This window comes from Xanthomonas vesicatoria ATCC 35937, from assembly GCF_001908725.1.
In the GTDB taxonomy this organism is placed as follows: domain Bacteria; phylum Pseudomonadota; class Gammaproteobacteria; order Xanthomonadales; family Xanthomonadaceae; genus Xanthomonas; species Xanthomonas vesicatoria.
In genome coordinates this window covers 4,016,257-4,032,606 of sequence record NZ_CP018725.1, presented here as the reverse complement: position 1 = coordinate 4,032,606, position 16,350 = coordinate 4,016,257, and the positions used below count along the sequence as shown (strand labels likewise).

General features: G+C 65.5%; 17 protein-coding genes. 13 read left to right on the top strand and 4 right to left on the bottom strand.

Annotation, left to right across the window (positions count from 1 at the left end; all coding sequences use genetic code 11):
• Positions 1 to 70 precede the first annotated feature (70 nt).
• The 4 genes from BJD12_RS17480 to BJD12_RS17465 are packed head-to-tail and all read left to right on the top strand — an operon-like array spanning position 71 to position 2,955.
• The gene (locus tag BJD12_RS17480; RefSeq protein ID WP_005988851.1) at positions 71 to 646 is read left to right on the top strand and encodes a nitroreductase family protein; all 576 of its coding nucleotides are present in this window, start codon (positions 71 to 73) and stop codon (positions 644 to 646) included.
• Positions 643 to 1,629 carry a 5'-3' exonuclease gene (locus BJD12_RS17475; RefSeq protein ID WP_005988853.1) on the top strand — a complete coding sequence of 329 codons (987 nt, stop codon included), beginning with the start codon at positions 643 to 645 and terminating at the stop codon, positions 1,627 to 1,629. The genes BJD12_RS17480 and BJD12_RS17475 overlap by 4 nt, the downstream gene beginning before the upstream one ends.
• On the top strand, positions 1,626 to 2,177 hold the full coding sequence (locus BJD12_RS17470; RefSeq protein ID WP_005988855.1) for an NUDIX hydrolase: 552 nt from the start codon (positions 1,626 to 1,628) through the stop codon (positions 2,175 to 2,177). The genes BJD12_RS17475 and BJD12_RS17470 overlap by 4 nt, the downstream gene beginning before the upstream one ends.
• A complete protein-coding gene (locus BJD12_RS17465; RefSeq protein ID WP_005988856.1) occupies positions 2,158 to 2,955 on the top strand; it encodes an N-formylglutamate amidohydrolase in 798 nt (265 codons plus the stop codon). The genes BJD12_RS17470 and BJD12_RS17465 overlap by 20 nt, the downstream gene beginning before the upstream one ends.
• Before the next feature lie 115 nt (positions 2,956 to 3,070).
• Here BJD12_RS17465 and pip read toward each other — a convergent pair whose 3' ends face one another.
• Together pip and prmC are read right to left on the bottom strand one after the other, a co-directional pair.
• Positions 3,071 to 4,012 carry a prolyl aminopeptidase gene (gene pip / locus BJD12_RS17460; RefSeq protein ID WP_005988857.1) on the bottom strand — a complete coding sequence of 314 codons (942 nt, stop codon included), beginning with the start codon at positions 4,010 to 4,012 and terminating at the stop codon, positions 3,071 to 3,073.
• Positions 4,013 to 4,148: 136 nt separating this feature from the next.
• Positions 4,149 to 5,003, bottom strand: a complete 855-nt coding sequence (gene prmC, locus BJD12_RS17455) for a peptide chain release factor N(5)-glutamine methyltransferase (RefSeq protein WP_005988858.1) — start codon at positions 5,001 to 5,003, stop codon at positions 4,149 to 4,151.
• 202 nt (positions 5,004 to 5,205) lie between these two features.
• Here prmC and ahpC point away from each other — a divergent pair, with 202 nt between their 5' ends.
• The 6 genes from ahpC (at position 5,206) to BJD12_RS17425 (ending at position 11,461) form a co-directional block, all read left to right on the top strand.
• Positions 5,206 to 5,769 (top strand): alkyl hydroperoxide reductase subunit C, encoded by a 564-nt coding sequence (gene ahpC / locus BJD12_RS17450; protein WP_003488826.1) that lies wholly within the window; start codon positions 5,206 to 5,208, stop codon positions 5,767 to 5,769.
• Between the two features lie 189 nt (positions 5,770 to 5,958).
• Complete coding sequence (gene ahpF / locus BJD12_RS17445) at positions 5,959 to 7,551, top strand: alkyl hydroperoxide reductase subunit F (protein WP_005988859.1); 1,593 nt, start codon at positions 5,959 to 5,961, stop codon at positions 7,549 to 7,551.
• 91 nt (positions 7,552 to 7,642) lie between these two features.
• The gene (locus tag BJD12_RS17440) at positions 7,643 to 8,584 is read left to right on the top strand and encodes a LysR substrate-binding domain-containing protein (protein ID WP_005988861.1); all 942 of its coding nucleotides are present in this window, start codon (positions 7,643 to 7,645) and stop codon (positions 8,582 to 8,584) included.
• A 427-nt stretch (positions 8,585 to 9,011) separates the two neighbouring features.
• Positions 9,012 to 9,452: a nucleoside diphosphate kinase regulator gene (gene rnk, locus BJD12_RS17435; protein WP_042827651.1), complete on the top strand. Its 441-nt coding sequence runs from the start codon at positions 9,012 to 9,014 to the stop codon at positions 9,450 to 9,452.
• A 51-nt stretch (positions 9,453 to 9,503) separates the two neighbouring features.
• Positions 9,504 to 10,472 carry a transaldolase gene (gene tal, locus BJD12_RS17430; protein ID WP_005988865.1) on the top strand — a complete coding sequence of 323 codons (969 nt, stop codon included), beginning with the start codon at positions 9,504 to 9,506 and terminating at the stop codon, positions 10,470 to 10,472.
• A gap of 419 nt (positions 10,473 to 10,891) precedes the next feature.
• Complete coding sequence (locus BJD12_RS17425; RefSeq protein ID WP_005988866.1) at positions 10,892 to 11,461, top strand: type 1 glutamine amidotransferase family protein; 570 nt, start codon at positions 10,892 to 10,894, stop codon at positions 11,459 to 11,461.
• Between the two features lie 405 nt (positions 11,462 to 11,866).
• On the opposite strand, the gene msrA is transcribed toward BJD12_RS17425, so the two are convergent.
• Entirely contained in the window at positions 11,867 to 12,517 is a 651-nt protein-coding gene (msrA, locus tag BJD12_RS17420) for a peptide-methionine (S)-S-oxide reductase MsrA (RefSeq protein WP_005988868.1), read from the bottom strand.
• Positions 12,518 to 12,613: 96 nt separating this feature from the next.
• Positions 12,614 to 13,129, bottom strand: a complete 516-nt coding sequence (locus tag BJD12_RS17415; protein WP_005994158.1) for an SgcJ/EcaC family oxidoreductase — start codon at positions 13,127 to 13,129, stop codon at positions 12,614 to 12,616.
• 124 nt (positions 13,130 to 13,253) lie between these two features.
• Between BJD12_RS17415 and BJD12_RS17410 the strand changes: the two genes are divergently transcribed.
• From BJD12_RS17410 to BJD12_RS17400, 3 genes are read left to right on the top strand one after another with little or no spacing between them, the layout of a single operon-like run.
• Positions 13,254 to 13,961, top strand: a complete 708-nt coding sequence (locus BJD12_RS17410; protein ID WP_005994157.1) for a helix-turn-helix transcriptional regulator — start codon at positions 13,254 to 13,256, stop codon at positions 13,959 to 13,961.
• The gene (locus tag BJD12_RS17405; RefSeq protein ID WP_005994155.1) at positions 13,958 to 15,868 is read left to right on the top strand and encodes an ATP-binding protein; all 1,911 of its coding nucleotides are present in this window, start codon (positions 13,958 to 13,960) and stop codon (positions 15,866 to 15,868) included. The genes BJD12_RS17410 and BJD12_RS17405 overlap by 4 nt, the downstream gene beginning before the upstream one ends.
• On the top strand, positions 15,865 to 16,329 hold the full coding sequence (locus BJD12_RS17400) for a response regulator (protein WP_005994153.1): 465 nt from the start codon (positions 15,865 to 15,867) through the stop codon (positions 16,327 to 16,329). The genes BJD12_RS17405 and BJD12_RS17400 overlap by 4 nt, the downstream gene beginning before the upstream one ends.
• Positions 16,330 to 16,350: the final 21 nt, after the last annotated feature.

Genomic DNA, 16,350 nt, shown 5'->3' with positions numbered 1-16,350 from the left:
GCCATCATGCGGCCGGCGTTGGGAAGGGCCCGTCTATAATTGGCGCATTCTTTGCTTAGAACCGCAAATTATGCACGCACCGTATTCGCTACAGGCATTGGACGCGCGTCGTTCGGTCCCCTCCAAACAACTGGGGGAGCCCGGGCCGGATGAAGACACCGTGCTGCGCATGCTGACGTCGGCGGTGCGCGTGCCCGATCACGGCAAGCTAGTGCCGTTCCGCTTTCTGCGTATTAGCGGCGATGCACGCCAGGCATTGGGCGATTTCCTCGCCGAACGCACCCAGGCCGCCGACCCGTTAGCATCGCCGGCGGCCATTGCCAAGGAACGTGGACGCTTCGGCGACGCGCCGGTCGTGATCGTGGTGATCGCCTCGCTACGTCCCGAGCACAAGGTGCCCGAGCAGGAACAGCTGCTCACCGCCGGCTGCGTGTGTTTTGCGTTGCTGCAGGCCGCGCAGGCGCATGGCTTCGGCGCGCAGTGGCTGACCGCCTGGATGGCCTACGACCCAGCCGTCACCGGCTATCTGGGCCTGGGCGAAAACGAGCGCATCGCCGGCTTCATCCATATCGGTACGCCGCGCCTGCAGGTGCCCGAGCGCGAGCGTCCGGACCCGCGCGCCTTGCTGCGCGACTGGACCCCGTGAGCACGCTGCCGGGTGCCATTGCCGCGGCGCTGCCGGGCGGTCCGCGCCCGGAGCCGCTGTATCTGATCGACGCCAGCCTGTACGTGTTCCGTGCCTGGCATTCGATCCCGGACGAGTTTCAGGACGCGCAAGGCTGGCCGACCAACGCGGTGCACGGCTTTGCGCGGTTTCTGCTGGACCTGCTGGAACGCGAGCGCCCGCAGCACATCACCATCGCCTTCGACGAAGCGCTGGACAGCTGTTTTCGGCATGCAATCTACCCTGCCTACAAGGGCAACCGCGAGCCGGCACCGGATGCATTGCGGCGCCAGTTTGCGCATTGCAAGGCGCTGTGCGCGGCACTGGGCCTGAGCGTGCTGGCCCACCGCGAGTACGAGGCCGACGACCTGATCGGCAGCGCCTTGCACAGCATGCGTGCGCACGGCATGCGCGGGGTGATCGTGTCGGCCGACAAGGATCTGTCGCAGTTGTTGTTCGACCACGACGAACAGTGGGATTACGCGCGCAACCTGCGTTGGGGCATGGATGGGGTCAAGGCGCGCCATGGCGTGCACGCCCATCAGATTGCCGACTACCTGGCGCTGTGCGGCGATGCGATCGACAACATTCCCGGCGTCACCGGCATCGGCGCCAAATCCGCGGCCGTGCTGCTGGCGCATTTCGGCAGCCTGGATGCGCTGCTGGAGCGTATCGACGAGATCCCGTTCCTGCGCTTGCGCGGCGCCGCGCAAATGGCCGTGCGGCTACGCGAACAACGCGACCACGCGCTGCTGTGGCGCCAGCTCACCACGATTGCACTCGACGCACCGCTTGGCTTGACCGATGCCGGTTTCACGCGCGCGCAGGCCGATGCGGACATGCTGATCGGCCTGTGCGACAGCCTGCGCTTCGGGCCGCTCACGCGCCGACGCCTGCTGGCCGTGTGCGACGGCGCCGCGCTGCCCCCACCTCCCGCTTCCCTGTCTCAAGGCACGTCCCCATGAACCGACACGACACCCCGCCCACCGTGGTCTACGAAGGCAAGTACCAGCGCATGGTCGTGCGCGGCACCTGGGAGTATTCCGAACGCGTGCACGCCGGCGGCCTGGCCGCGATCATCGTGGCGGTGACGCCGGACGATGCGATGCTGTTCGTCGAACAGTTCCGCGTGCCGCTGCAGGCGCGCACCATCGAAATGCCGGCCGGACTGGTCGGCGATGTACACGCCGATGAATCGATCGAACTGTCGGCGATCCGCGAACTGGAAGAAGAAACCGGCTGGACTGCCGAGCATGCCGAAGTGCTGATGATCGGCCCCACCTCGGCCGGTGCCAGCAGCGAAAAGATCGCCTTCGTGCGCGCCACCGGGCTGCGCAAGGTCGGCGCAGGCGGCGGCGATGCCAGCGAGGACATCACCGTGCACGAAATCCCGCGCGCGCAGGTCGGCGCCTGGCTGGTGCAGAAGATGGCCGAGGGCTATCAGATGGATCCCAAGTTGTGGGCCGGGTTGTACCTGGTCGATCACGCACTGGATGGCACGCCGCGTGGTTGATGCCGCTGCCGTTCCATTGCTTGGCACAGAGGATCCGCCTGCGTTCACCGTACGCAACGCGCAGGCGGCATCGCCGTGGTTGTTGATCGCCGATCACGCCGGCCGGCGCGTGCCTGCACGGCTGGCCAATCTGGGCCTGCCGCAGCATGAGCTGGACCGCCATATCGGCTGGGATATCGGCATTGCGCAGGTCACGCGCTTGCTGGCCGACGCGCTGGATGCCTTCGCTATCGCCCAGACCTATTCGCGGCTGGTGATCGACTGCAACCGGCCCGAGGGCGCGGCCAGCCGGATGCCGGAGATCAGCGACGGCACCTCCATTCCCGGCAACCTGGCGTTGAGCCCCGCCGATCGCCAACAGCGTATCGATGCGATCTTCGCGCCGTACCACGCACGCATTGCGGCCGAACTGGATGCACGCGCGCAGCGCGCCCAACCGACGCTGCTGGTGTCCATGCACAGCTTTACCCCGGTGATGGCTGGCCAGGCGCGTCCCTGGCATGCCGGCGTGCTGTACCACCGCGACACCCGGCTGGCGCATCGCTTACTGGATGCCTTGCGTGCGGAGCCGACGTTGGTGGTGGGCGACAACCAGCCGTATGCGGTGAGCGACGCCACCGATTACGCCATCCCGGTGTATGGCGAAGGCCGCGGCCTGCTGCATGTGGAACTGGAAATCCGCCAGGACCTGATCAGCGACGCCGCCGGGCAACAGGCATGGGCAGACCGATTGGCGCGCATCCTGCCGCCGCTGGCCGAGGCACTGCTGCCGCGCTGAAACGGCAATCACTGTCGAAGCACGTTTGCGCGCGATGCGGCGTATCGCTAACGCCCCATCGCGCGCGCCTACGGGTCATGCGAGGGCATGACCCGTAGGCGCCTGATGTGATCGCTCAGGCAAACCCGTCGGTCGCGCGCACCAGCGCATCGACATTTTCCGGCTCGAACGCCGAATGCCCCGACGCCGGGCTGATCTGCAGCTGCGCCTTTGGCCACGCCTTGTGCAGATCCCAGGCGCTTTGCAACGGGCAGACCACATCGTAACGGCCGTGCACGATCACCCCGGGGATATCGGCAATGCGGTGCGCATCGCGCAACAGCTGGCCTTCCACCTCGAAGAAGCCCTGGTTGACGAAGTAGTGGTTCTCGATGCGGGCGAAGGCCAACGCGAAGTGCGCGTCCTCATGCCCGGTGACGAAGTCTTCGTCCACATGCAGGAAGCTGGTGGCGCCTTCCCACACGCTCCAGGCCTTGGCGGCGGCCAGCCGCGTGGCCTCGTCGTCGCTGGTCAGGCGGCGATGGAAGGCAGCGATCAGGTCGCCGCGCTCGTCGGCCGGAATCGCGTTGATGTAGTGCTCCCACGCATCCGGGAACAGCCGGCTGGCGCCTTCCTGATAGAACCAGTCCAACTCGAAACGGCGCAGCAGGAAGATGCCGCGCAGCACCAGCTCGGTGACCTGCTGCGGATGGGTTTGCGCGTAGGCCAGCGCCAGCGTCGAGCCCCAGCTGCCGCCGAATACCTGCCAGCGGTCGATCCCCAGATGGGTGCGCAGGCGTTCGATGTCGGCCACCAGGTCCCAGGTGGTGTTATCGGTGAGATCGGCATGCGGGGTGGACCGGCCGGAGCCGCGCTGGTCGAACAACACGATGCGGTACTTGGCCGGATCGTGGAAACGCCGCATCTTGGCGTTACAGCCGCCGCCTGGGCCGCCGTGCAGCATCACCACCGGCTTGCCCTGCGGGTTGCCGCACTGTTCGAAGTACAGCGTGTGGCGGTCGTCGACCTTCAGGCTGCCCTGCTCGTAGGGCGTGATCTCGGAATAGAGGGTGCGCATGCGTCGGTCCTGGGCGAAAACCGGCATTGTATCGATCGACGATGGGACCAACGCCTGCGCCCTCTTGCGGTGCGGAGTGGCGACGCGTGTCGGCGCGATGGCGCCGTGACCCCCGACGTTGCGTCACCGGCCAGCATCACCGCGTAGCGCCATCCTCCCAGCGTCCCAATGTCACCCGCTCGCGCTGTTCCAGATCCTGGTGCGTGGCCACCTGCGCAAACCCGCACCTGCGCAGCAGTTCGGCCACCGCCGCTCCCTGATCCCAGCCATGCTCGAGCAGCAACCAGCCGCCTGCGCGCAGATGCGCGGGCGCATCGGCCACGATCGAACGGATGTCATCCAGCCCGTCGCTGCCGGAGGCCAGCGCGCTGGCCGGCTCGTAGCGCAGGTCGCCCTGCGCAAGATGCGGGTCGCCGGCAGCGATATACGGCGGGTTGCTGGCGATCAGGTCGAAGCGCTCGCCTGCCAGCGGCGCGAACCAGCTGCCGTGGCGGCAGTGCACGTTCGATAGGCCATGACTGTCGGCATTGCGCTGGGCGATGGCGAGCGCGGCTGCGCTGGCGTCGGTGGCGATCACCTGCGCCTGCGGCCGCTCGCTGGCGATCGCCAGTGCGATCGCACCGCTGCCGGCGCCCAGATCGGCCACGCGCCGGCCGGGCGCATGGTCCAGCCGCTCGAGCGCCAGTTCGACCAACGCCTCGGTATCGGCACGTGGAATCAGCGTGGCGGTGGAGACTGCCAGATCCAGGGTCCAGAACCCACGCGAACCGGTCAGGTAGGCCACCGGCTCGCCAGCCTGCCGCCGCTGCACCAATGTGTCGAAGGCCTGCGCCAGGGCGGGCGGCACCGGGTCGCGGCCGTGCGCAAACAACCAGGCGCGGTCACGGCCCAACGCATGCAGCAACAGTGGCTCGGCATCAGCACGGTCGATCCGCAGTGTGGCCTGCCGCAACAACTGTTCGGCAGGGATGCCTGCAGGATCGTCGTTCATACGGATCGTTCACTCATGCGAAACATCGGCTGACCATTATCGGAGATGGAACGGCCCATCCGCAGCGCCAGAGGCCGTCTGCGGAATCGATAGTCAAAAACTATCTATGCAATTCTATCAATCGATTTGAGAAATCTATCGATCCTGCCTACGATGGCGACTGTTCCATCCCCCGCCCCCTTTCATCGCACGAGGAAACTCAATGTCTCTCATCAACACCCAGGTCCAGCCGTTCAAGGCGAATGCGTACCACAATGGCAACTTCATCGAAGTCACCGAGGCCAGCCTGAAGGGCAAGTGGTCGGTGCTGATCTTCATGCCGGCCGCATTCACCTTCAACTGCCCGACCGAAGTGGAAGACGCCGCCGACAACTATGCCGCGTTCCAGAAGGCAGGCGCCGAGGTCTACATCGTCACCACCGACACGCACTTCTCGCACAAGGTGTGGCACGAAACCTCGCCGGCCGTGGGCAAGGCGCAGTTCCCGCTGATCGGCGATCCGACCCACAAGCTGACCCGCGCGTTCGGCGTGCATATTGAAGAAGAAGGCCTGGCCCTGCGCGGCACCTTCATCATCAATCCGGAAGGCGTGATCAAGACCCTGGAAATCCACGACAACTCGATCGCCCGCGACGTCACCGAGACGCTGCGCAAGCTGACCGCAGCCCAGTTCGTGGCCAACAATCCTGGCCAGGTCTGCCCGGCCAAGTGGAAGGAAGGCGCCAAGACCCTGGCTCCGTCGCTGGATCTGGTCGGCAAGATCTAAGCCGCCGCGCATCCCTGGCCCGGTCCATCGGGCCGGGGGTGAACCGGAGCCGGTGCCGGGCTGCCCGCCAGGCATCGCCAGCACGCATCCTCACCTCGCGCCGGCTGCGGTTCATCCCTTCCTCCCCAGGCGACCTGCGCATGCGCAGCGGCGCCACGCCCTCCCCTTGCCCATTCCCAGGAGTTCTCCATGTTGGATGCCAACCTCAAGACCCAGCTGACCGCCTACCTGGAACGGGTCACGCGGCCGATCCAGATCAATGCGTCCATCGACGACAGCCCGGCTGCGCGCGAGATGCTCGACCTGCTGGAAGACCTGGTGCTGCTCTCGGACAAGATCAGCCTGGACGTCCACCGCGACGACAACCAGCGCAAGCCGTCGTTCGCGCTGACCACGCCGGGCCAGGACATCTCGCTGCGCTTTGCCGGCCTGCCGATGGGCCACGAGTTCACCTCGCTGGTGCTGGCGCTGCTGCAGGTGGGCGGCCACCCGTCCAAGGCCACTGCCGAGCTGATCGAGCAGGTGCAGCACCTGGACGGCGATTACCAGTTCGAAACCTATTTCTCGCTGTCGTGCCAGAACTGCCCGGACGTGGTGCAGGCGCTGAACCTGGCCGCCGTGCTCAATCCCCGCATCAAGCATGTCGCCATCGATGGCGCGCTGTTCCAGGATGAGGTCGAAACCCGCCAGATCATGTCGGTGCCGACGGTGTACTTGAACGGCGAACTGTTCGACCAGGGCCGCATGACGCTGGAGCAGATCGTCGCCAAGCTCGATACCAATGCCGCCAAGCGCGATGCCGCAAAAATCGCCGCCAAGGATGCCTTCGACGTGCTGGTGGTGGGCGGTGGCCCGGCCGGCTCGGCAGCGGCAGTGTATGCCGCACGCAAGGGCATCCGCACCGGCGTGGCCGCCGAACGCTTCGGCGGGCAGGTGCTGGACACCATGTCGATCGAAAACTTCATCTCCGTGCCGGAAACCGAAGGCCCGAAGATGGCCGCCGCGCTGGAGCAGCACGTGCGCCAGTACGACGTGGACATCATGAACCTGCAGCGTGCCGAGCAATTGGTGCCGGCCGGTGCCGATGGCCTGATCGAAATCAAGCTGGCCAATGGCGCCTCGCTCAAGAGCAAGACCGTGATCCTGTCCACCGGTGCGCGCTGGAGGCAGATGAACGTGCCGGGCGAGGACCAGTACAAGAACAAGGGCGTGGCCTATTGCCCGCATTGCGACGGCCCGCTGTTCAAGGGCAAGCGCGTGGCGGTGATCGGCGGCGGCAACTCCGGTGTGGAAGCGGCGATCGATCTGGCCGGCATCGTGGCGCATGTCACGCTGATGGAATTCGACGACAAGCTGCGCGCCGACGAGGTGCTGCAACGCAAGCTGCGCAGCCTGCACAACGTGCGCATCATCACCAGTGCGCAGACCACCGAAGTGCTGGGCGACGGGCAGAAGGTCACCGGACTGGTCTACACCGACCGCACCGGCGGCGACAGCCAGCATGTGGAACTGGAAGGCGTGTTCGTGCAGATCGGCCTGCTGCCCAACACCGAGTTCCTGCGTGGCACGGTGGAGCTGTCTCCGCGCGGCGAGATCATCGTCGATGACCGTGGCCAGACCAGCGTGCCGGGCGTGTTCGCCGCCGGCGACGCCACCACGGTGCCGTACAAGCAGATCGTGATCGCGATGGGCGAAGGTTCCAAGGCCGCCCTGAGCGCATTTGATTACCTGATCCGCTCCAGCGCCCCGGTCAGCCCCGAGAACGTCGCGCAGGCCGCATAAGCGCAGCGACCGCCAACGCCCGGCCCGGCCGGGCGCTAAGCTGGCTGTACGCGTCCGTCGTCCATCGTCAACGCCATGAGGGCTGCTGCACATGAATCTGCGTGACCTGAAATATCTGGTAGCCCTGGCCGACCACAAGCACTTCGGTCGTGCTGCGACGGCATGTTTCGTCAGCCAGCCGACGCTGTCCACCCAGATCAAGAAACTCGAAGACGAGCTCGGCGTGTCGCTGGTGGAACGCGCGCCGCGCAAGGTCATGCTGACCCCGGCCGGCCGGGAAGCTGCCGTGCGTGCGCGCAGCATCGTGGCCGAGGTCGAACAGATGAAGGAAGCCGCACGGCGCAGCCAGGACCCGGAAGCGGGCACCGTGCGGCTGGGCATCTTTCCCACCCTGGCACCGTACCTGTTGCCGCATGTGGTGCCGCGCATCCGCGAGCGGTTTCCGCGCCTGGAACTGCTGTTGATCGAAGAGAAAAGCGATCAACTGATGCATCAGCTGCGCGAAGGGCGGCTGGACGCTGCCTTGCTGGCGCTGCCGTTGCAGGACGACCAGCTGCATGCCGAATTCCTGTTCGAAGAACCCTTCGTACTGGCCGTGCCGGAAGGCCACCCGCTGTCGCGCCATGACAGCATGACCCTGGACGATCTGTCCGAGCAGCGCCTGTTGCTGCTGGAAGACGGCCACTGTCTGCGCGAACAGGCGCTGGATGTCTGCCATTTGGCCGGCGCATTGGAAAAGTCTGAATTCCAGGCCACCAGCCTGGAAACACTGCGTCAGATGGTGGCCGCCAATGTCGGCGTGACCCTGCTGCCGTTGCTGGCAGTCAAACCGCCGGTGGCGCGCTCGGAGAATATCCGTCTGATCCGCTTCCGCGAAGACAAGCAACCCAGCCGCCGTATTGCCATGGCATGGCGTCGCAGCTCGGCCATGACCGCTTTCCTGGAGCAGCTGTCGCAGTTGTTCAAGGAATTGCCGGACAGCTTGTTTACGCTGGAGCAGCCTGTAGCAGGCCCTAAAGCGGTTGCGGCTTAGGGATTCGGGATTCGGGATTCGGGATTCGGGATTCGGGATTCGGGATTCGGGATTCGGGATTCGCAAAAGCGTTTCATGGATGTGATCGCTTTTTGCGACGTCCGTAGGACAGCAAACATCGGCGGCGCGGAAGCGACGCCTTTTGTTTTTTAAGCTTTCGTTTTGCTCAGTGGCAGATTCAACCGTGCCGCCCGCCGTCTGGTGGCTTACCTGCGCGGCGCGCGATCTGCCATCTGTGCCCTTGGAATTTTCTCGCAGCGCTCGCTTGGTCGCTTTGTTCACGCCAGCCCCTGAAAAAGGCGCGCCGGCTTGGGACACGTCAACGCACTTTCCGCGGGCGCGGCATGTATTGGGATCGGGCAACGGCGCCCTCATCTTGTCGATGCCGCTTGCCGTGTTGGTGGGCCGTATTCGTCAGGAGAGTGCCATGACTTCGCAACATCACAGCGGCTTGCCGCCATCCATTCTTGTCTCCAGCCACGACCTCGCACGGCTTGAAGCCTTGCTAGATTCCCCCGCGTTCAACAAACATCCCGCCGCCACCGCGCTGAGCGATGAACTGGGCCGCGCACGCCTGCTGCCGCCCGACCAGATTCCCGGCGATGTCGTCACCATGCACTCGCGCATCGAATGCGAAGACCAACTGCATGGCGAACGGCATACGCTCACCCTCGTGTACCCGCACGAGGCCGATGTGCAGCACGGCCGCATCTCGGTGCTTGCGCCGGTCGGCAGTGCGCTGCTTGGCCTGTCGGTCGGTCAGAGCATCGACTGGCGCACGCCTGACGGGCGCGACCTGCGCCTGCGCGTGACGGCCGTGCAAGATCAACCCGCTGCCACTGGCGACTTCCAGCGCGTGGCGCGCTAACGTAGCGCGCTGCGTCATCCCCGACCCGTTCCACGATTCGAGAGAACCCGCATGACTGCATCCCCCTCCAAGCTTGCCCAACTGCGCGACCTGTCCGTGGTGGTCGCCGACACCGGCGATTACGACGCCATCAAGCGACTGAAGCCGGTCGATTGCACCACCAACCCCACCCTGGTCAAGAAGGCGCTGGACCTGCCGGTCTATGACGACCTGATCGAACGCGAACTGACCTGGGGCCGCGAGCACGGCGGCGACGATCGCACCGCCACCGTCCATGAAGTCGCCGACCGCCTGACCATCGGCGTGGGCGTCAAGCTGGCCGAACTGGTCCCGGGCCGCGTGTCCACCGAAGTGGACGCCGACCTGGCCCACGACACCCAGGCCACCATCGCCAAGGCACGCAAATTCATTGCGATGTACGCCGAGCGTGGCGTGTCCAAGGACAAGATCCTGATCAAGATCGCGGCGACCTGGGAAGGCATCGAAGCCGCCCGTCAGCTGCAGCGCGAAGGCATCGACTGCAACCTGACGCTGATCTTCAACCGCTCGCAGGCGCTCGCCTGCGCAGAAGCCGGCGTCTTCCTGATCTCCCCGTTCGTGGGCCGTATCCTGGATTACTACGTTGCCCAGGGCCAGACGCCGGCCAGCATCGACGAAGACCCGGGCGTGGTGTTCGTGCGCACCGTCTACGACGAGTTCAAGCGGCGCGGCTCGTCCACCGTGGTGATGGGCGCCTCGTTCCGCTCCACTGCGCAGATCGAAGCGCTGGCCGGCTGCGACCGCCTGACCATCTCGCCGGATCTGCTCGAAAAGCTCGACACCGAACACGGCGAGTTGCCGCGTAAGCTCTCGCCGGCCAAAGCGGACAACGCACAGATCACCCCGATCAACAGCGACAGCTTCGCCACCGACCTGGCCGCCGACCCGATGGCCACCGAAAAGCTGGCCGGCGGCATCGACACCTTCGCCAAGGATCTGCAGGCCCTGCGCAAGACCATCGCCGACAAGCTCGCCGGCTGATCGTCTTAGCGACCAGATGCGACCAGCGACGCCCGCAGCCGATGCTGCGGGCGTTGTCGTTTTCGGGGCTGCCGCGGAGATCGCAGCGGGGTGTTCAAGCCTGCGGGGGACACGATGATCCGCGTATCCGACGCAACGCCAGCGCGTTACTGCCGTTGGTTCACGCCCGTGTCTAGCGCTGGCCCACGCCATCGCTTGGGGGAATGCAGCTAACCCGACGGAACTGATCGACACTGCGTCTGTGTCGCACCTCGTTGTCATTCGCCCCTACCCCGCGTATCTCACAGGATTCTGTAGGTAAAAGAAGCCGATGGACCGGGCCGCAATGCCGTCCATTCCCTGTGCGTCTCCACACCCTGCTTACAATCGCCGCGCGCGCACTGCCTAGAATCCGGAAACCTCAACTGACGTAGCGGACAATGGCAAACATTGCAGTGGTGATGGTCGACGGCGTGGCCGACTGGGAAATCGGTGTCGTGCTGCCGGCGGCACGTGAGTGGTTCGGCGACCAGGTGGCCATTGCCAGCATCGACGGGCAGCCGGTGCAGTCCATCGGCGGCCTGCGCATCACGCCGGAATTCGCACTCTCGGATCTGGCGCCACTCGAGGCTGATCTATGGATTCTGCCAGGCAGCGAACGCTGGCAAGCCGGCGAGATTCCAGGCCTGAGCGGCCTGCTGGTCGAGCGCGTGCAGCAGCAGCGTCCGGTCGCGGCGATCTGCGGCGCCACCCTCGCCTTCGCCTATGCGGGCCTGCTCGACGACCGCGCACATACCAGCAACGCGCTGGCGTTTCTGCAGGAACACGTGGTGCCCTATGCAGGCGCAGCACACTACCGCCATGAAAAGGTCGTCAGCGCCGATGGCGTCATCACCGCGCCTGGCACCAGCCCGGTGGGTTTTGCGATGGCGTGCATGCGGCTATTGCATCCAGAGCGCACCGACACGTTGGCACAGTTGCGCGGCATGTTTGCCGGCGAATTTGTGTAATCCAACGGCTCCAGGCACGCCGTGCTGATGCGCTGCATCGACTCGCCGTGCTGATTGCCTAACTGGGCCTGCGTGCCGTTGGCCGCAGCGATTCACCGGCAGTGATCCACCGCATTGAGCCGGTTCGGTACGGCGATGAACCCCTTTTTGTGCAGTGTTCGCAGCATGCACTCTCCACCACTGATTCGCTGCGCAACTTCGCTGGGCCGATCCGCCTTACGGACACACCGCGCCAACACCGCACAAAAAAAGATGGCCACGTCGTCTCCGACGTAGCCATTCAAGTTGCCTGGCATGCACTCCCATGCGCTGCCTGATCGTGATAACGCTGCCGGCCACTGTTGGCCATCGGCGCGCTGCCACGATCACGTGGTTGGCAGCGTTTCAATCCGGCCCGCCTTTCCGTCAGGCATCCAGCCCGATCGGGCAGCTCACTCCCGTGCCGCCAAGCCCGCAATAGCCATTGGGGTGCTTGGCGAGATATTGCTGGTGATCGTCTTCGGCGTAGTAGAACGTGGGCGCCGGGAAACGGATCTCCGTGGTGATGGCGCCATACCCTGCAGCATCCAGCTGCTGCTGATAGGCATCGCGGCTGGCGAGTGCCGCGTCGTACTGCGCCTGCGTCGTGCAATAGATGGCAGAGCGGTATTGCGTGCCGACATCGTTGCCTTGCTGCATGCCCTGAGTGGGGTCGTGGCTTTCCCAGAACGTGCGCAGCAACTGCGTAAACGACACCGACGCTTCGTCGTAGACCACCAACACCGCTTCGGTATGGCCGGTCTGTCCGGAACACACTTCGGAGTAGGTTGCATTGGGTGTCTCGCCGCCGGCATAGCCCACCGCGGTGGTGTACACCCCTGGCACGTTCCAGAACTTGCGTTCCGCGCCCCAGAAGCAACCAAGCCCGAATTGCACCTGGGCCAGGCCGGTGAATTCCCCGCGCAACGGGTGGCCGTTGATCAGGTGCGTGTTATGCAACGGCAGCGCTTGCTCGCGGCCAGGCAGTGCCTCGCCCGGACGTGGCATGCGTTGTTTGAAGGCGCCGATTCCCAGCATGGTGCAACTCCGCAATCGTAAGGATTGCCTGCTGGATGGCGCCGGCCGCAGCAGCTTTCAAGCCTGCCCGGCCAGCGCGCGTCGCCGATGCAGCACTTACTTGGTCTTGGCGACTGCCGCTCGCGTGTCCACTTCGGGCATCGCCGAGCTGTGGTGGTTGATGATCAGCCACTTGCCGTCGCGCTTTTCGTACACGAAGGTGTAGCGCGCCTGCACGTTGCTTTTCTTGCCGTTTTTGTCGGTCAGCGTGAAGGTGTACACGCCGGCGTCCACCGCGCTGTCGTCATCGAGCACGCGCACGGTGCGGTAATTGACCACGCCCTTCGGCTTTTTGGTCAGAAACATCTCGAAGTACTTTTCGATCTGCTCGCGCGAGGCGCGCACTTCGTTGGACACGGTCGGCAGCAGCACGCCGTCCGGCGCGTACAGATCGGCCACCTTGTGCGGGTTGCCGGTCGCCAGCGCGGCGTTCCAGGTGTCGAACAGCGCAGCGACTTCGCGCTCTTCGCCGCCAGCCGGCAAGGTGGCCTTTTCGGTGTAATGCATCACGCCAGCGGCCAGCGCCGGGGTGGCAGCCAGAGCCAAAGCCAGAGAGAACAGGGTGCGACGCATGGGATATCTCCGTTGGGTTGTTGTGGGTGCCTCATCGGGCGAGCTCAGTATCGAAATCCCACTGCCCCAACAATTCTGCCGACTGGCATATACTCGAATATGCTGATCGGCCTAGAGGGAACTTATGGAAACCCCTACCAATGCTGGAGATTGGCGCCTGAGCTTGCGACGCGAGGCATCCGATAGCGCGCGCTGGCAGGCGTTATGGGAGGCGGCCGTGGCGCTGCGTCAGGCGCACACACCGGAGCACGCTTGCGATGCGGTGCTGGGCCGCGTACTGCTGTTGCTGGGCCTGGAACATGGCGCCGTCCTCGCCCAGCGCGGTCCGCGCGCGCAGGTGCTTGCCAGCCGCGGGCGGGCGTTGCCGCCCGGTGCCAGTGCGGCCGGCGATGGCCACGAAGCGGCCTGGCTAATGCCGCCGCGCCCGAGCGATATGCGCGAAGCCAAGGTGCCGATCCATGCACTGGGCACAACCCACGGCATGCTCTGCGTGGCCTGGAACGACAACCGCCCCGCGCCCGGCAACGACGACGTGCAGGCGCTGCAGGCCTTTGCACTCTTGCTGCCGGCGATGGTGGCCGAACCGGCCAAGCCGATCGCCACGCGTCGGCGCAAACCGATGCAGGACGACCGCCTAAGCGCGCTGAGCAAGCGCGAAAAACAGGTACTGTCGCTGCTGCCACGCGGACTCACCAACGCGACGCTTGCAGCTGAACTGGGGATTTCTCCCGGCACGGTGAAAGTGCATGTCGAACGCATCCTGCAGAAACTTGAGGTAAAAGATCGCACCCAGGCCGCGGTGTACGCGGTGCAAGCCGGACTCGCGCTATGACTGCAATGGCGGTGCGTTGGAATGATTGGCCGATCACCCGCAAGAGCCTGGCGGTGGTCACCCTGCCACTACTGTTGCTGGCCGTCGCGCTGATGGCGATCTACAGCGTGGAGCGGCAGAACATCGCCGCCGAAAACGATGTGCGCCAAACCCTGGAAGTGCTGAGCGACCTGTACGAAGCGCACGCGCTGCTGGCGGAAACCGCGGCCGGCGTGCGTGGGTACCGGCTGGTGCGCCGCGATGAATTCCTGACCCCATATCGCTATGCCGAACCACGCCTGCAGCCGGTGGCCGATCGGCTTTCGCAACGCATCACCGACCCGGTGCAGGCGAAGCGCTTTGCGCGCATCAAACCGTTGTTCGCCGAGAAGATGCAGGGCTGGCGTCGTCTGCTGGCGCCGGACCTCAGCCGCGAGGAAGAGATCCGGCAGCTGTGGGACGGCAAATACAAGCTCGACATCCTGCGCGCGGAACTGCGCGAACTGCGCGATTACGAAACGGCACAGTTGCAGGTGCGCACTGCAAAAGCGCAAGGCTTGCGGCAGCGCAATCTGATCATCACCCTGAGCGCGGCAATGCTCGGCGGCCTGGGCGCGGTCTTTGCAGTGGCCTGGTTCGCTTCGGCGCTGTCCGGGCGCCTGCGCACGCTGGCCGCCAATGCCGACCGGCTCGGCGAAGGCCTGCCGCTGGCCCCCCAGCCCCGCGCGGGCGACGAACTGGGCCAGGTCGGGCAGCGCCTGGCGCAGGCCAGCGAACTGCTGGCTGCACGCGCGGCCGAAGCCCAGCTCGCGCGGAGCGAGGCCGAAACCGCCAATCGCGCCAAGACCGAATTCCTCTCCCGCAGCAGCCACGAACTACGCACCCCGCTCAATGCGATCCTGGGCTATGCGCAGGTGCTGGAGATGGATCTGCCCGAACCCGGGCACCGCCGTCATCTGCAGCACATTCTCGGCGCCGGTCGGCATCTGCTCGGATTGATCACCGAACTGCTGGATATCGCACGTATCGAGGCCGACCAGCTGGATCTGAGCCCGGAGCCGGTTCCGGTGGACGCGGCGGTGCACGAAGCGCTGGCCCTGATCGCACCGGATGCCGAAAAGCATGGCATCCACCTGCAGCCGCCAGCCATCGAAGGCGCGTGGACAGTCCGCGCCGACGCCCAGCGTCTGCGTCAGGTGCTGCTCAACCTGTTGTCCAATGCCGTCAAGTTCAATCGCCCCGGCGGCAATGTGCAGGTGAGCGCACAGGCGGACGGCGAGCAGGTGCGCATCACCGTGGCCGATCAGGGCCAGGGGCTGACGCCGCCGCAGATCCAGCGTCTGTTCACGCCGTTCGAGCGGCTGGGCGCCGAACGCTCGGCGGTGGAAGGCACCGGCCTGGGGCTGGCGCTGAGCAAGAAGCTGATCGAGGCGATGGGCGGGCAGATCGGCGTGGACAGCAGCCGCGATGGTGCGCGCTTCTGGATCTCGCTGCCGCAGGGCGAACCGCAGCGCGGCGAACCGGCGCGCACGCTGTTGCCGCCCAGTACCAGCGGCAGCGGCGTGTGCCGCTTGCTGAGCATCGAAGACAACCCGTCCAACCAGGCCCTGATCCGCACGCTCACCGAGCGCCGCCCGCAATGGCAACTGCTGGAGGCAGCCAGCCTGGCGCAGGCGCGCGAGCTGCTGCAGCACGGTTTGCCTGACCTGATCCTGCTGGACCTGCACCTGAGCGACGGCAACGGCGAGGAGCTGTTGCGCGAGCTGCAGGCGCAGCCAACCACGGCGCAGCTGCCGGTGGTGGTGATCAGCGCCGATGCCACCACCGCCACCCTGGCGCGCGTGGGCGATCAGGGCGTGCGCGCGTATCTGACCAAACCGCTCGATGTGGCGGAATTCTTCACCGTGATCGACAGGCTGCTGGCATGACCCGCGACGAAATCCTCGGCTCCCGCATCCTTATCGTCGACGACGAGCCGGCCAACGTGCGGCTGCTCGAAGACCTGCTGCAGCGCGAAGGCTTCCAGCAGGTCATCGCCACCACCGATCCACTGCGGGTGATGGGATTGGTATCGGCGTTCGCGCCGGACCTGATCCTGCTGGATCTGAAGATGCCCGAGCTGGACGGCTATGCGCTGCTGGAACAGCTGGCGCGGTTGTCCGACCCGGAGCATTTTTTGCCGGTCATCGTGCTCACCGCCGACCCCAGCCGCAGCGCGCGTCATCGTGCCTTGGGCCTGGGCGCCAAGGACTTTTTGACCAAGCCGCTGGACACCTTCGAGGTCGCGCTGCGGGTCTGGAACGTGGCCGAAACCACGGTGCTGTTCAAACGCTTGCGCGCACTGGCCGCGCCAGAGGCGGCGCCGCCAGGATGGCGTCAACCGGAATGATGCCCGGGCGTGGTAGGAGCG

Excerpts from the sequence above, each read along its gene's own strand:
- BJD12_RS17480 (WP_005988851.1), top strand. The coding sequence starts at position 71 with ATGCACGCACCGTATTCGCTACAGGCATTGGACGCGCGTCGTTCGGTC.
- BJD12_RS17470 (WP_005988855.1), top strand. The coding sequence starts at position 1,626 with ATGAACCGACACGACACCCCGCCCACCGTGGTCTACGAAGGCAAGTAC.
- BJD12_RS17465 (WP_005988856.1), top strand. The coding sequence starts at position 2,158 with ATGGCACGCCGCGTGGTTGATGCCGCTGCCGTTCCATTGCTTGGCACA.
- pip (WP_005988857.1), bottom strand. The coding sequence starts at position 4,012 with ATGCGCACCCTCTATTCCGAGATCACGCCCTACGAGCAGGGCAGCCTG.
- prmC (WP_005988858.1), bottom strand. The coding sequence starts at position 5,003 with ATGAACGACGATCCTGCAGGCATCCCTGCCGAACAGTTGTTGCGGCAG.
- ahpC (WP_003488826.1), top strand. The coding sequence starts at position 5,206 with ATGTCTCTCATCAACACCCAGGTCCAGCCGTTCAAGGCGAATGCGTAC.
- ahpF (WP_005988859.1), top strand. The coding sequence starts at position 5,959 with ATGTTGGATGCCAACCTCAAGACCCAGCTGACCGCCTACCTGGAACGG.
- BJD12_RS17440 (WP_005988861.1), top strand. The coding sequence starts at position 7,643 with ATGAATCTGCGTGACCTGAAATATCTGGTAGCCCTGGCCGACCACAAG.
- rnk (WP_042827651.1), top strand. The coding sequence starts at position 9,012 with ATGACTTCGCAACATCACAGCGGCTTGCCGCCATCCATTCTTGTCTCC.
- tal (WP_005988865.1), top strand. The coding sequence starts at position 9,504 with ATGACTGCATCCCCCTCCAAGCTTGCCCAACTGCGCGACCTGTCCGTG.
- BJD12_RS17425 (WP_005988866.1), top strand. The coding sequence starts at position 10,892 with ATGGCAAACATTGCAGTGGTGATGGTCGACGGCGTGGCCGACTGGGAA.
- msrA (WP_005988868.1), bottom strand. The coding sequence starts at position 12,517 with ATGCTGGGAATCGGCGCCTTCAAACAACGCATGCCACGTCCGGGCGAG.
- BJD12_RS17415 (WP_005994158.1), bottom strand. The coding sequence starts at position 13,129 with ATGCGTCGCACCCTGTTCTCTCTGGCTTTGGCTCTGGCTGCCACCCCG.
- BJD12_RS17410 (WP_005994157.1), top strand. The coding sequence starts at position 13,254 with ATGGAAACCCCTACCAATGCTGGAGATTGGCGCCTGAGCTTGCGACGC.
- BJD12_RS17405 (WP_005994155.1), top strand. The coding sequence starts at position 13,958 with ATGACTGCAATGGCGGTGCGTTGGAATGATTGGCCGATCACCCGCAAG.
- BJD12_RS17400 (WP_005994153.1), top strand. The coding sequence starts at position 15,865 with ATGACCCGCGACGAAATCCTCGGCTCCCGCATCCTTATCGTCGACGAC.